Annotated in this window: 10 protein-coding genes and 1 other annotated feature; of the genes, 8 read left to right on the top strand and 2 right to left on the bottom strand. The window is 42.7% G+C overall.

Going from position 1 to position 14,642, the window contains the following annotated elements; all coding sequences use genetic code 11:
* Nucleotides 1–3 precede the first annotated feature (3 nt).
* The 6 genes from hemC to ysxE all read left to right on the top strand — a co-directional run bounded on the left by hemC (nucleotide 4) and on the right by ysxE (nucleotide 7,526).
* Entirely contained in the window at nucleotides 4–924 is a 921-nt protein-coding gene (gene hemC, locus NST81_RS12820; RefSeq protein WP_341030047.1) for a hydroxymethylbilane synthase, read from the top strand.
* Between the two features lie 5 nt (nucleotides 925–929).
* Nucleotides 930–1,721 (top strand): uroporphyrinogen-III synthase, encoded by a 792-nt coding sequence (locus NST81_RS12815; protein WP_341030046.1) that lies wholly within the window; start codon nucleotides 930–932, stop codon nucleotides 1,719–1,721.
* 1 nt (nucleotide 1,722) lies between these two features.
* A complete protein-coding gene (gene hemB, locus NST81_RS12810) occupies nucleotides 1,723–2,709 on the top strand; it encodes a porphobilinogen synthase (protein WP_003355541.1) in 987 nt (328 codons plus the stop codon).
* A 21-nt stretch (nucleotides 2,710–2,730) separates the two neighbouring features.
* A complete protein-coding gene (hemL, locus tag NST81_RS12805; RefSeq protein WP_341030045.1) occupies nucleotides 2,731–4,020 on the top strand; it encodes a glutamate-1-semialdehyde 2,1-aminomutase in 1,290 nt (429 codons plus the stop codon).
* Nucleotides 4,021–5,293: 1,273 nt separating this feature from the next.
* Nucleotides 5,294–6,460: a stage VI sporulation protein D gene (gene spoVID / locus NST81_RS12800; protein ID WP_341030044.1), complete on the top strand. Its 1,167-nt coding sequence runs from the start codon at nucleotides 5,294–5,296 to the stop codon at nucleotides 6,458–6,460.
* Between the two features lie 49 nt (nucleotides 6,461–6,509).
* Nucleotides 6,510–7,526, top strand: coding sequence for a spore coat protein YsxE (ysxE, locus tag NST81_RS12795; RefSeq protein ID WP_003355537.1), 1,017 nt, complete (start codon nucleotides 6,510–6,512; stop codon nucleotides 7,524–7,526).
* 153 nt (nucleotides 7,527–7,679) lie between these two features.
* On the opposite strand, the gene NST81_RS12790 is transcribed toward ysxE, so the two are convergent.
* Nucleotides 7,680–7,871, bottom strand: coding sequence for a hypothetical protein (locus NST81_RS12790; RefSeq protein WP_040341825.1), 192 nt, complete (start codon nucleotides 7,869–7,871; stop codon nucleotides 7,680–7,682).
* Between the two features lie 175 nt (nucleotides 7,872–8,046).
* Nucleotides 8,047–9,336, bottom strand: coding sequence for a dicarboxylate/amino acid:cation symporter (locus tag NST81_RS12785; RefSeq protein WP_341030043.1), 1,290 nt, complete (start codon nucleotides 9,334–9,336; stop codon nucleotides 8,047–8,049).
* A 314-nt stretch (nucleotides 9,337–9,650) separates the two neighbouring features.
* Nucleotides 9,651–9,871, top strand: a binding site (T-box leader).
* Nucleotides 9,872–9,935: 64 nt separating this feature from the next.
* Between NST81_RS12785 and NST81_RS12780 the strand changes: the two genes are divergently transcribed.
* Both NST81_RS12780 and NST81_RS12775 read left to right on the top strand, forming a co-directional pair.
* Nucleotides 9,936–12,560, top strand: a complete 2,625-nt coding sequence (locus NST81_RS12780) for a valine--tRNA ligase (RefSeq protein ID WP_445662373.1) — start codon at nucleotides 9,936–9,938, stop codon at nucleotides 12,558–12,560.
* A gap of 165 nt (nucleotides 12,561–12,725) precedes the next feature.
* Nucleotides 12,726–14,018 carry a bifunctional folylpolyglutamate synthase/dihydrofolate synthase gene (locus NST81_RS12775; RefSeq protein WP_341030041.1) on the top strand — a complete coding sequence of 431 codons (1,293 nt, stop codon included), beginning with the start codon at nucleotides 12,726–12,728 and terminating at the stop codon, nucleotides 14,016–14,018.
* Nucleotides 14,019–14,642 lie beyond the last annotated feature (624 nt).

Here is a 14,642-nt window from a genome sequence, read left to right as displayed (position 1 = left end):
GTTATGAGAAAAATTATCGTAGGGTCGCGTAGAAGCAAATTGGCGCTGACACAAACCAAATGGGTCATTCAACAATTAAAAAGGCTAAATCCTTCCTATGAATTTGAAATAAAAGAGATCGTGACAAAAGGCGATAAGATTCTTGACGTTACCTTATCCAAAGTGGGCGGGAAAGGATTGTTTGTCAAAGAGATCGAGCAGGCCATGCTGAACAAAGAAATTGACATGGCTGTACATAGCATGAAAGATATGCCTGCATATTTGCCTGAAGGGCTTACGATCGGCTGTATTCCTGAACGGGAAGATCACCGTGATGTCTTGATTTCTAAAGACGGGCTCACGCTGGACCAATTGCCGGCTGGGGCGAAAATTGGGACAAGCAGTTTGCGGCGCGGAGCTCAAATCTTGGCGCACAGACCGGATGTGAAAATTCAATGGATCCGCGGAAATATTGACACACGTCTGAAAAAACTGGAAACCGACGACTATGATGCGATTGTTTTGGCCGCTGCCGGCTTGTCGCGCATGGGCTGGACAAAAGATGTCGTGACACAATTTTTAGATCCGGATATTTGCCTCCCGGCTGTTGGACAAGGGGCGCTAGCCGTTGAATGCCGGAAAGACGATGAAGAGCTTTTGTCCCTTCTCCAAGGATTAAACAGCATAGATACCGCACAATCAGTCGCTGCTGAACGAGCTTTTCTTCAAAAAATGGACGGCGGATGCCAAGTGCCGATTGCCGGCTACGCTCATGTAAAAGGAGAAGAAGTAGTATTGACTGCACTTGTTGCCTCACCAGATGGGAAAACCGTTTACAAAGAAATGGCGGTAGGAGGAAATCCCGAACAAGTGGGGGAAGAAGTAGCTCGTCGCATGATTCGAATGGGAGCCAAACAGCTGATTGATCAGCTTGCTGGGGAGTGAGCTTTATGGGAGGGAGTCTTCCATTAGCCGGAAAGCAAATTTTGATTACCCGCGGCCAAAAGCAAGCAGCTGGTTTTGCTGCCGAAATTGAACAGATTGGCGGTATTCCCCATGTTGTACCGTTAATCGCGTTTCAACCTGTTCACGATCAAAGGGAAGAAGAATTTTTGCGAAGGCTCGAGATGTTTGACTGGGTGATTTTCACAAGTAAAAACGGTGTGGATTTCTTTTTTCAAATTCTGTCGGAAAGAGCCGTTAACCCGCAAAAAAGCCTATTAGCCAAATTTGCCGTGGTAGGGGCAAAAACAGAACAAGCTTTAAATAAACATGGCTTTCATGCGGATTTTGTTCCCGACCAGTATACGGCAGATGAGTTTGTCCGCTGCATTCAAAACGGACGTTTTCGTGCGGAACGCGCTCTCATACCAAAAGGAAATTTATCCAAAGAATCCATTGCAAGAGCGTTGCGGTCAACTGGTGCGTCTGCGGAAGAATGGATAGTCTATGAAACGATTTTCCCAAAAGAATCGGAAGAGAAGCTCGTTTCATTGTTGAATCACGATATTTTGGATGTCGCATGTTTTACAAGTCCATCGACCGTTCGCCATTTTATGAGAGTAGTAGAAGAACATCAATTAAAACGACACTTAACACGGATTTTGTTTGCCAGCATTGGTCCGGTCACCAGTAAAGAGCTTAAGCAATACCATCTTCCTGTGCATATTTGTCCAGGAGAGTATACGATGGATGCCTTGCTGGCAGAAATTTGCGCTTTTTTCAAAAAGGAGGAGACATAATATGGAACTGCAATTTAAACGTCATCGCCGTCTTCGTCAATCGTCGAATATGCGTGCTTTAGTGCGTGAAAATTTCGTTCGAAAAGAAGACTTAATTTATCCAATCTTTGCGGTTGAAGGAGTCAATATAAAAAACGAAGTGAAATCGATGCCGGGTGTTTACCAATATTCCATCGATCGTCTAAAAGAAGAAATGGATGAAATTGTGGAATTAGGGATTAAATCGGTGATCGTTTTTGGTGTACCGAAAGAAAAAGACGAAGTGGGATCAGGGGCCTACCATGACCATGGCATCGTTCAGGAAGCGATTCGCTATATTAAAAGCCATTACCCGGACATCGTCGTAGTGGCGGACACTTGTTTATGCGAATACACAAGCCACGGCCATTGCGGCGTTGTAGAAGGCAGTCAAATATTAAATGATCCGTCTCTTGATTTATTGGCCAAAACAGCAATAAGCCAAGCAAAAGCAGGGGCGGACATTATCGCTCCTTCCAATATGATGGATGGATTTGTGGCGGCTATCCGCAAAGGTCTGGATGAATCAGGATTTGAATATGTGCCGATTATGTCTTATGCGGTGAAATATTCCTCCAGTTTCTACGGACCTTTTCGCGATGCTGCCGATTCTACTCCGCAGTTTGGCGACCGCAAAACTTATCAAATGGATCCGGCCAATCGTCGTGAAGCGCTTCGGGAAGCGGAGTCAGATATTGAAGAAGGCGCAGACTTTTTAATTGTGAAGCCTGCGATGTCTTATTTGGATATTGTTAGAGACGTCCGTAACAGCTTTAATGTGCCGATTGTCGCTTATAATGTCAGCGGTGAGTATTCGATGGTCAAAGCGGCCGCTCAAAACGGATGGATCGATGAAAAAGCCATTGTAATGGAAAAATTAACGAGCATGAAACGTGCAGGTGCCGATCTCATCATTACTTATTTTGCAAAAGATGTCTGCCGTTACCTTCAAGAAGATTCTGTTTTGTAATTAAGAAAATGGGGGATAAACATGCGTTCTTACGAAAAGTCCAAACAAGCTTATAAAGATGCCGTTAAACTCATGCCCGGTGGAGTCAACAGTCCGGTCCGTGCTTTTAGATCGGTCAATATGGATCCGATCTTCATGGAGCGGGGAAAAGGCTCCAAAATCTATGACATTGATGGAAATGAATATATTGATTATGTTCTTTCTTGGGGTCCGCTTATTTTAGGACATGCAAACGATCAAGTGATTGAAGCCATTAAGAAAACGGCCGAAAATGGAACGAGCTTTGGTGCGCCTACGATTATGGAAAATAAATTGGCAGAACTCGTTCAAGAACGAGTTCCATCTATAGAGATCGTTCGGATGGTGTCTTCCGGTACGGAAGCCACGATGAGCGCGCTGCGGCTGGCAAGGGGATATACGGGACGAAATAAAATTGTAAAATTTGAAGGATCGTACCATGGACACGGTGATTCTTTGCTGATCAAAGCGGGTTCAGGAGTGGCTACTCTCGGGCTTCCTGACAGTCCGGGAGTGCCTAAAGGAATAGCTGAAAATACGATTGCTGTCCCGTATAACGATCTGGAAGCTGTTAAGCAAGCTTTTGAAAAATACGGTGAAGACATCGCTTGCGTGATCGTGGAACCGGTGGCAGGGAACATGGGCGTTGTTCCGCCGGTTCCAGGATTTTTGGAAGGGCTGCAGAAAGTGACGAAGGAATACGGATCGCTTTTGATTTTTGATGAAGTGATGACAGGTTTCCGGGTCGATTACCATTGTGCTCAAGGATATTTCGGAATAACACCGGATCTCACTTGTTTAGGAAAAGTCATTGGAGGCGGACTGCCTGTTGGCGCTTTCGGTGGACGAGCGGACATCATGGAGAAAGTAGCACCGAGCGGCCCGATTTACCAAGCCGGAACACTTTCCGGAAATCCTCTTGCGATGACAGCAGGATATGAAACCCTTCGTCAGCTTACTCCTGATCTTTACAAAGAATTTGTCCGTAAAGCAGACCGGCTGGAAGAAGGCATTCACGCAGCGGCTGAAAAATACGAAATCCCGCATACTATCAATCGTGCCGGTTCGATGATTGGTTTGTTCTTTACGAACGAAAAGGTGATCAACTATGAAACAGCGAGAACATCTGATTTAGAGCTGTTCGCCAGCTACTATCGGGAAATGGCCAATGAAGGGATCTTTCTGCCTCCTTCTCAATTTGAAGGAATTTTCCTATCGGCTGCCCATACGGACGAAGACATTGAAAAAACGATTGCTGCTGCTGAAAAAGCGTTCAAAAAGATTAGAGGATAAAGCGCTTGAGCAGAGAGAGCGACAATCAAGCTTTGCTAAATGAACCGCAAAATGGTTCAAATGCTCGTTAAAGGATGCAAGTTAAGATTGTTTCAAATAAAAATTATTATGGGGTGGCCTAAAAGCCCCCTTTTAAAAACAAGAAAACCCGACGAGATGATATCATTCTTGTCGGGTTTGTTTATGTGCGCCCGGCATGTACATGAACTATAGGGTGTAAGTCCCGAACCCCGAAGACAGAAGTAGAGGTTAGCCAAGAGCAAGGGTGTCCGTGGTGACGCGGAATCTGAAGGAAGCTGGAGGCAAAACACCGGTCCGAGGAACACGAACCTCATATAAGGCTAGGTATGATTGAGTGAGTTTGCATAACAAAACAAAGCTCTTTCTGTCGAAGGTCATATCGAGTAAATGAGGCGGATAGATGGTGTGAAAGTGCATGTACTTACCCGGGGAGGTCTGGCGGATATGTGAAGTACTCTTCATAACCTACTTAGTGATAAGTAGCTGAACCGTCAGAAGTCAGCAGAGGTCATAGTATTAGTTGGTCTAGAACAACTAAGAAGGACCGAACAATTAAGAGAGAATAGCCCTTGGTATTCAGTGAGTCATGATGAACACAGAAAACGTAGTACCTCACTTGAGGGAGGAAGCGGTGAATCCCGTGGGAGACCTCTTGGAGGGTGGAGTGACCACTGGCATAAAGAGAACAGCTATTCACGGAAGTTATAAAGACTTGCGTCAATTATCTTAATTGAACCGCCGTATACGGAACCGTACGTACGGTGGTGTGAGAGGACGGGAGTTAATCGCTCCCTCCTACTCGATTTCTAGGAGTTCTTTTTGAAGGAGTCTTGTTTCAGAAAGTGTCTGGGTGATGGCAACCGCCAGAATTCGATGTTCACTTTTACCGGCACTGGCAATGAAAATTTGCGGATCGTCCGCGGAGGGCAAGTGAATTTTGCGATCATCAACGCTGCCTAATACATGAAAAAAGCGGTGTTCCCGGAATATTTTACTGAATTTGGGCAGTTTATTTCCTTCTTTGATAAAAAATCAATTATTACGCAAATAAACATATTCCAGAAAACTTGAGCATAGATTGAAAATAAAGCGAATCTTGAGAGCAGCGGGTCTTTGTTTTAGGGCTGATGAAAAATCGGCTACTGGATGGAAAACTTCGATGACGTACTTGAGCAGAATCAAAGGATACCGGATTTTTGCTGATAGTAAGTTCTTTTATAAAACAGTTTGAACTTGGAAAGGAGGAATCCGTTTGGTACAGAATGATCAATCAAGTTTGCGCTTTTCTTTGGAAGAAACGCTTTGGTTTCGAAAGGGACAGGAAGTAGAGGAATTGATATCCATTTCTTTGGATCCCGAGATTGTAGTTGAAGAACAAGAACATTTCGTTGTCATTCGAGGGCAGTTAAGGCTGTCGGGTGAATATCTTTCCGTAGAAGAAGCAATCGAAGAGGAAGATCAGTTAACCAATGGGAAGTATGTTCAAGAAGTGAGGGTGGACGACGAAGGAGGGATGGAGTTTTTCCACGGCTTCCCCATTGATATATCGATTCCAAAAAGCAGGGTGCATTCATTGGAAGATATTGAAGTAAGCATTGAAACGTTCGATTATGAAATACCGGAAAAATCTTGCTTAAAGCTGACAGTGGATTTAACGATTGACGGTACAGCCGCAAGACAGACGGATAACGAGACGTTCTCATTGGAAGAAGAAATAGAAGAAGTGGAGGTGTTTCCTCGGGAACGGCATCAAGAAATATTAGAAGAGGAAAAGAACGAACAGGAAAGAATTTACCCGCTTTTTTCGGAACAAGATGCAGAACTAGAGGAAGAAGAAGGAACGTTTTATGCTGAAGCAAAAAGAAAGGAAAAAACAGAAAACTTTCCAGAGGAGGAAGAAGAAGCTTCTATAGGAGAAAGGTTTTCGGAAGAGGAAGAATGGAAAGAACTGAAAAATCAATCAGGAGAGGCGCCACGTAAAGAGCAAGCTGATCGAAAGGAAGGGTATTTCGAAAAAGAACCAGCATTTTTTGATTCGGAAGAAGAAAACATATTCATTGAAAATGCAGCCGAACACAAAGGTGAAACGTCTCATCAAAGTGAAGCGGAGGAAAACGAATCGACGGAAGAAGAGGATTCGAAAGAACAAGAAGAGGAAAAGCCTAAACAAAAGATTTTCAAAAAGAAAAAGCATTATGAATCCATATCGCTCAAAGAATTTTTTGCCAGGAAGGATGAAGAGAAGCCTGCAAAATTAAAAGTTTGCATTGTCCAAAATGGTGAAACGATTGACCAAATTGCGGAGCGGTATGAAGTAAGCGTTCAACAAATTATAAAGGAAAATCAGTTAGAAACGACACAAAGTGTCTCCGGTGGTCAAGTTCTGTATATTCCGGAATCCAAAACGGCAAAACATTAGACGTCGAGCAGGTTCATTCCTGCTCGCTTCTTTTAAAGCAGGTGAAGGTATGGAGGATATGCAAGCGATACTTCAAAACTATGGATTATCTCTGACCTTCTATGAGCTTTTTGGGAAAGTGGCGAAGGTCCATACCGATAAAGGAGTGTTCGCCGTCAAAAGAATTCCAGCAAACGAGGGGATGGAATTTATCCGCTCGCTTCAACTTCTGTTTCAAAAAGGCTATCATCGCCTCGTTCCGGTTTATCCGACATTGGATGGACGCTACGGGGTTCTTCATGGCCATCATCTTTATTATTTAATGCCCTGGCTAACCGGCAATGAAAAGGAAGGGAGAAGCCAACGCCATCAGCAAATGTTCCGTGAGCTCGCAAGACTCCACACTTTGTCCACACGGGAAATACCGGTGGATCAGGAGGAAAGAAAGCAGCACTTTGAAAGAATGAAAGCAGAGTGGGAGAAACAGGAAGAATTTTTAGAACAATGGATCACAAGCTGTGAACAAGAAATTTATATGTCGCCTTTTCAACTGTTATCCAGTTTGTACTATATTCAAATTTTGCAAGCTCTTCAATTCTCAAAAGAAAAGTTGGAAGAGTGGTATGAAGCGTCAAAAGAAAATAAAACGGTGCGTACGGTGATCATACACGGAAAACTGTCGCCGGAACATTTTCTTTATAATGAAGACGGACTAGGTTATTTCTCCAACTTTGAACGTTCACAAACGGCCCTTCCGATTCGGGATCTTCTTCCGTTCTTATCCCGGACCCTAAAAACGTATCCAACAAAGCACGACGAATGTTTGGAATGGATTATGACTTATTTTGCCTATTTTCCGTTGAAAGAAGATGAAATGTCGTTATTTCTTAGTTATTTATCTTACCCCGGACAAATTTTATCGACTCTGGAAAAGTATTCGGAAACCGATGTGAATAAGGATGAAAAACAGTTTGTCCGCACTCTTCAACATGACTATTGGCAGCTTCGAAATGTAGAATATATCGTCATGCGGATATTGGAGAATGAACAAGCAAAAAAAGAAAAACAGGGAGGCAATTCTTCATAAAAAATGTAAAGTGGCATGAAACGGTGAGCTTTGCTGCGGTTGTTTGGAAGGAACTTTTTTCGTTTTGTTTCATGTGAGGATGGAAGTCTTTAACAACGGCTCCCCGCTTTTCGTTGGAATGGGCATAGCAGCCTTCTTTTAGAAATGAAGACTCTAAATCCATTCCCAATATAAGGCAATGGCAAGAAGGACAAATATTGAGAGTAAAATAACATCAAAAGTGGTCGGCAAAAAAATCGTCCGAATCGCTTGGAAAATGGTAAAGGGAATGATTAATTGCCGAGCAACTGCTCTTACGACTTGGAGCCATGGCGGCAAGAGGAGAGGATTATACTTTTTTCGCATACTGGACACCTTCCTGAGTAGTGTACTATATCCTATGTCAATCGGGATAATTGGTGAGGAAACAAAAAAAGCCGGCTTAAAGTTCAACACTCTTTCTACGAGCACTTATGATTCTTGTTAGAACCGATATGCTCCCTGTTGCAGAAAGATTGAACTTTTATGCCAGCTTTTTGTTTTATTTGGTTATAGACTGTTCTGAATTCGTCCCCCAATGTTTTTCCGTACTTACTACAGGATGAGTGGAGAAGCGATCAAATTCTTTTTCTGTTTTGGATATGACAACCGTTGCAACTGCATTTCCAATGATATTCGTAATGGCGCGCGCTTCTGACATAAATCGATCGACGCCGATTAACAATGCGATTCCTTCAACGGGTATCATCGGAAAAGCTGAAAGCGTCGCTGCGAGCGTAATAAAACCAGAGCCAGTCACCCCAGCTGCTCCTTTTGAGGTCAACATCAAAAGAGCAAGCAGCATAATTTGATGTCCGATGGTTAAATGAACCCCGTAAGCCTGGGCAATAAACATCGCTGCCATCGATAGATAGATGGCTGTTCCATCCAAATTAAAGGAGTAGCCGGTTGGAACGACAAGACCCACAACGGATTTAGAACAACCGAAATTTTCTAATTTTTTCATTAAAGTCGGTAAAGCGGATTCAGAAGAAGACGTACCTAAAACGAGCAGTAGTTCTTCTTTAATATAAGCGATAAATTTTAAAATATTAAATTTAAACAATTTGGCAATCAATCCGAGAATAATGAAAACAAATAGGAACATAGTTAAGTAGATGGAACCCATCAGTTTTCCAAGGTTGACAAGGGATCCGACTCCGAATTGTCCGATGGTGTAGGCCATGGCTCCAAATGCAGCAATCGGAGAAAATTTCATAATCATATTGACAATTTTAAAGAAAATATCTGTTAATTGTTCAAACAATTTGATGACAGGTGATACTTTTTCTCCCAAGGACGCTGCTGCGAGTCCAAATAAGACAGCAAAAAATAAAATAGGAAGTAAATCGCCTTTAGCCAACGCTCCTACAACGCTGTCCGGAATGATGCTGGAAATAAAATCAATAAAACCGTGCCCTGTTTCTTTTGCTTGTGATACATACTGGGAAATATCTTCGTGTTTAGCACCGGATAAATCAAAGCCTTTGCCTGGTTGGACGATATTGACGACGATCGTGCCGATCGCTAATGCTATAGTGCTGACGACTTCAAAATAAATAAGGGCCTTTCCGCCGATCCGTCCGACTTTTTTCATATCTCCCATGCCGCCGATTCCTGTGACAACGGTTAAGAAGATAATAGGCGCTATCAACATTTTAATTAATTTAATGAACCAATCAGCTAAAATTTTTAGCTTTGATGCAAATTCTGGAAATAGGATGCCGACAATGATTCCTAATAAAATTCCAATAATAACCCTTACGGTTAAATTATTGAAGTTGATCCTCACTTTGGTGTTCCCCCTTTTCGTGATCGCTTTCAAAATCTATTATATAACAGGTTTAAATCTTCGTCATTACTATATAATAATATTTTTTGCAAATTTTTATCGAAACGAAATATTCGAAAAATAGTTTAAACTTCTCAACTTCCGTTTTAATTTTTATATCGAAAAAGACAACAGCATTGTCTAAAAAACAGGAAAAATGGCGATAATCATTGACGAACTGGTAGCAAATTCGCTAATATAATGGTTGAAACAGAAGGAACGCTGTTATTGCGACAACGAAAAAAGATAAAAGCTGAATGATAATATAGTATCGATTAATGGCTTGGAAAGGGAGGAGTACGGTGATCACCGCTCTTTTAGAGAGGGAATCCATGGCTGAAAGATTCCTGAGCGGATTCATCGGAAGGTCGCCCTCGAGCTGCTTCTGTGAAACGATTTAGTAGCCGAAGCCGGGAAAACCCGTTATCCGAAAGAGTGCCGGATTTCGATCCGGAAAAAAGGTGGTACCACGAAGACAACTCCTTTCGTCCTTTTGGCGATGGGAGTTTTTTATTTTGAATTGAAAAGGAGGAAACGCTGTGGAGAATCACGATGTGAAGATGCCGCCAAAGTATGACCCGCGCGCTGTAGAAGCGGGAAGATACGAATGGTGGGTAAACGGTAAATTTTTTGAAGCAAAAGATGATCCAGAAAAACAACCTTATACGATTGTGATCCCGCCGCCCAATGTGACCGGAAAGCTTCATTTGGGGCATGCTTGGGATACTACTTTGCAAGACATTTTAACGCGTATGAAACGCATGCAAGGTTACGATGTCCTTTGGCTTCCGGGCATGGACCATGCAGGAATTGCTACGCAGGCAAAAGTGGAGCAAAAACTTCGGGAAGAAGGAAAGTCCCGCTACGATCTAGGCCGGGAAAAGTTTTTAGAGGAAGTTTGGAAATGGAAAAAAGAGTATGCCGATTTTATTCGTAAACAATGGGCTAAACTCGGCCTTGGCCTGGACTATAGCCGTGAACGTTTTACTCTCGATGAAGGACTTTCAAAAGCGGTTAGAAAAGTGTTCGTTTCTCTTTACCGCAAAGGGCTCATTTATCGCGGAGAGTACATCATCAACTGGGACCCGGTGACGAAAACAGCTTTGTCCGATATTGAAGTCGTCTATAAAGAAGTAAAAGGCGCTTTCTACCATATGAAATATCCGCTCAAAGACGGTTCTGGCTATATTGAAGTGGCGACTACCCGTCCGGAAACGATGCTGGGTGATACGGCGGTAGCTGTTCATCCGGATGATGAACGGTATAAGCATCTTATTGGCAAAACGGTGATTTTGCCGATCGTTGGCCGGGAAATCCCGGTTATCGGCGATGAATATGTCGATATGGAATTTGGCTCCGGAGCCGTAAAAATTACGCCGGCGCACGATCCGAATGACTTTGAAGTGGGCAACCGCCATAATTTGGAACGGATATTAGTCATGAACGAAGACGGCACCATGAATGAGAATGCCCTTCAATATCAAGGAATGGACCGTTTTGAATGCCGTAAGCAGATTGTTAAAGATCTAAAGGAACAAGGTGTTCTTTTCAAAATTGAAGAACACATGCATTCAGTTGGGCATTCTGAACGAAGCGGCGCAGTTGTTGAACCATTTTTATCAACACAATGGTTCGTGAAAATGGAACCGTTGGCCAAAGCGGCTATTGAATGCCAAAAAGGAAAAGACAAAGTTCACTTTGTACCCGAACGATTTGAAAAAACGTACTTGCATTGGATGGAAAACATCCGCGATTGGTGCATTTCCCGTCAGCTATGGTGGGGCCATCGAATTCCGGCTTGGTATCATAAAGAAACCGGTGAAATTTACGTTGACATGGAACCGCCTAAAGATATTGAGAATTGGGAGCAGGATCCGGACGTTCTTGATACATGGTTCAGCTCGGCGCTTTGGCCATTTTCCACTATGGGTTGGCCGGATACAGAAGCATCGGATTACAAACGCTATTATCCGACTGATGCTCTTGTCACTGGGTATGATATCATTTTCTTCTGGGTCTCAAGAATGATTTTTCAAGGATTGGAATTTACTAGGAAACGGCCGTTTAAGGACGTTCTTATTCATGGACTTGTCCGTGATGCGGAAGGCCGAAAAATGAGCAAATCGCTTGGAAACGGGGTAGACCCGATGGATGTCATCGATCAATACGGGGCTGATTCACTCCGCTATTTCCTTGCAACGGGAAGTTCTCCGGGACAAGATTTGCGTTTCAGTATTGAAAAAATTGAGTCTGTCTGGAATTTTGCCAATAAAATTTGGAACGCTTCCCGGTTTGCCATGATGAATATGAACGGGCTCACGTATGAAGAAATTGATTTAACCGGAGAGAAATCAGTGGCGGACAAATGGATTTTAACCCGCTTGAATGAAACCATCGAGCTTGTGACAAATCTTGCTGAACGCTATGAATTCGGGGAAGTCGGCCGGGTATTATATAATTTTATTTGGGATGACTTCTGCGATTGGTATATCGAAATGGCCAAATTGCCTCTTTATGGCGATGATGAAGTGTCCAAGAAAACGACTCGTTCCGTTTTAGCGTACGTATTGGATCAAACGATGCGGTTGCTGCATCCGTTCATGCCGTTTATTACCGAGGAAATATGGCAAAATCTTCCTCATAAGGGAGAGTCGATTACCGTTGCGAGCTGGCCGGTCGTTCGTCCGGAACTTTCTGATCCGGAAGCCGCTGATGAAATGAAGCTTCTGGTGGAAATCATTCGTTCTGTCCGTAATATCCGGGCGGAAGTGAATACGCCTCTTAGCAAGCCGATTAAAATGGTGGTACAAGCAAAAGATGAACATATTTTGTCCGTTCTGGAAAAAAACCGTGTGTATCTTGAACGTTTTTGCAATCCAGAAACGTTGACGATTGCAACGGACATAGAGGCTCCGGAAAAAGCGATGACGGCGGTTGTAACGGGAGCGGAAATTTTCTTGCCGCTTGAAGGCTTAATCAACTTGGAAGAAGAGATTGCCCGATTGAAAAAAGAATGGGAAAAATGGAATAAAGAAGTGGAAAGAGTACAGAAAAAACTCAGCAATGAAAACTTCGTGAAAAAGGCGCCTCAAAAAGTGGTTGAGGAAGAGCGTCAAAAAGAAAAAGACTATCTCGAAAAACGAAAAGCTGTCGAAGAAAGAATTAACGAATTACAAAATTTATAATAGCCAGCAGAATGTGCTTTCCGTAAAAGAAAAAGGACTGGAAAATGAGGAGGAATGGATTTGCTTCTGCAAAGCCATTATTCCCCCTTCCTTCCAGTCTTTTTTTGTATTCTTTTTTGAAATCGTTTTTCTCAAGTAGTATTGTAATAAAGGGGGGATTGAAAAATGATTCATACATACGAAGAAGCGTTAGAATGGATTCATGGACGATTGAAGCTTGGAATAAAACCGGGTTTAAAGAGAATGGAATGGATGATGGAGAAGCTTGATCATCCGGAGCGCCGCTTGAAAGCCGTACATGTCGGAGGGACAAATGGCAAAGGGTCAACGGTTGAAATGATCCGCTCCATTTTGCAAGAAGCGGGCTATCATGTCGGAACTTTTACTTCCCCGTATATCGAACAATTTAACGAACGAATCAGCGTGAACGGCAAACCCATTAGCAATGAAGAGATTGTCCAGCTGACCAATGTGATTAAACCATTGGCGGAAGAACTGGAAAATACAGAATGGGGTGGTCCATCAGAATTTGAAGTCATTACGGCGATGGCTATTTATTATTTTGCCAAAATCCGCCCGGTTCCTCTAGTCATTTTTGAGGTGGGTATGGGAGGACGATTTGATTCCACCAACGTGATTATTCCGATATTGACGGTGATTACGAATATTGGAATGGACCATATGGAGTATTTGGGGGATACTGTTGAAAAAATTGCATTTGAAAAGGCAGGAATCATTAAAAACGGAATCCCTGTGATCACGGCGGTCCATCAAGAGGATGCTCTTGCTGTCATTCAAAATAAAAGCAAGACAGGCCGTTCCAGCCTTTATCGATTGGGGAAAGAGTTCTCGGTCGAACATGTTGCTTCTGTTCCGGAGGGTGAAAAGATCAACCTCTCATCCGTTTTAGGAAGCTGGGACCATTTAATTGTCGGATTAAAAGGAGTCCATCAAGTCGAAAATGCTGCTCTTGCATTAATGGCGGCTTCCTACTTGAAAACGTTCTTTTCTTTCTTAATTGAAGAGGAGCATATTCGCGACGGATTAAAAAATGCGTTTTGGCCAGGAAGAATGGAAGTTTTGTCCGAGAAGCCTTTAGTCATGATGGACGGCGCTCATAATCCTGACGGGATCAAGGCGCTTACCGAAACGATAAGGCAGCGTTATTCGGAATATAAACTCACGATTCTTTTTGCGGCGCTGAAAACGAAAAATATAGACGACATGGTGCGATCGCTTGAAGAAATCGCGGATGAACTTGTTTTTGCCACATTTGATTTTCCGAAAGCAGCCGGACCAGAAGAATTTTCAGGCTGCAACGGAACGTATATTGGAGAAGGGTGGCCGTCTTTCTTGAAGGAAAAAACAGCCTCTCTTCAAGAAAACGAAATGCTCATGATTACAGGCTCGCTGTATTTTCTTTCAGAAGTGAAAAAAGCATTCCAAAAAAACAAATAAAGTGACACTTCCATTCATGGAACATGAATGGTTAGTGGAACCAATCGGGCATTAGGGGCAGTTGTCCTCCAATTGGAGCTCTATTAGTCCTATATGTTCTGGAGAGGAAGGAACTTACTGCCCCTTCATGCGGGATAAAGTGACACTTCCATTCATGGAACATGAATGGTTAGTGGAACCAATCGGCATCAGGGACAGTTAGCTTTATTGAGAAGAGGTCTTACTGCCCTTTGCAGGAAAAACGATCAGGAAGACTCGTAGCGGGTCTTCTTTTTTTGCTCGAAATAGTTTTCTTGTTGTTGAATCAAAATTGTTATTCTCATATAAAAATCGACTGTCCGGGCGAAGGAGAAACTATTTTTTGATAGCTTTTTTATCCAACGATTATTCTACCATTCGACACGTATTTTCTTGATTAAAGATTTGTCGTCATAACGAGTCAATAAATCCATTTTGATGATAGCAAGGGAATCTACATATGCGGCCTTCCCGTGATGCAACAACTACCCTTCAAAATAACGTTTATAAGTCAATGGCGATGCCATAACTTAGAGACTTCATCAACTATACATAAGAAAAAATTTTTGCTTGCTATTGAAATAAAGTTTTGTAATGATCTTGAGA

The sequence above is a fragment of the Bacillus sp. FSL W8-0223 genome (genome assembly GCF_038006805.1).
Taxonomy (GTDB): domain Bacteria; phylum Bacillota; class Bacilli; order Bacillales; family DSM-4216; genus Bacillus_O; species Bacillus_O smithii.
Note: the sequence above shows the minus strand (reverse complement) of the source record. Positions and strands in the feature narration are given on the sequence as shown.

Coding starts and splice junctions, on each gene's coding strand:
- hemC (WP_341030047.1), top strand. CDS start 4: ATGAGAAAAATTATCGTAGGGTCGCGTAGAAGCAAATTGGCGCTGACA.
- NST81_RS12815 (WP_341030046.1), top strand. CDS start 930: ATGGGAGGGAGTCTTCCATTAGCCGGAAAGCAAATTTTGATTACCCGC.
- hemB (WP_003355541.1), top strand. CDS start 1,723: ATGGAACTGCAATTTAAACGTCATCGCCGTCTTCGTCAATCGTCGAAT.
- hemL (WP_341030045.1), top strand. CDS start 2,731: ATGCGTTCTTACGAAAAGTCCAAACAAGCTTATAAAGATGCCGTTAAA.
- ysxE (WP_003355537.1), top strand. CDS start 6,510: ATGGAGGATATGCAAGCGATACTTCAAAACTATGGATTATCTCTGACC.
- NST81_RS12790 (WP_040341825.1), bottom strand. CDS start 7,871: ATGCGAAAAAAGTATAATCCTCTCCTCTTGCCGCCATGGCTCCAAGTC.
- NST81_RS12780 (WP_445662373.1), top strand. CDS start 9,936: ATGCCGCCAAAGTATGACCCGCGCGCTGTAGAAGCGGGAAGATACGAA.
- NST81_RS12775 (WP_341030041.1), top strand. CDS start 12,726: ATGATTCATACATACGAAGAAGCGTTAGAATGGATTCATGGACGATTG.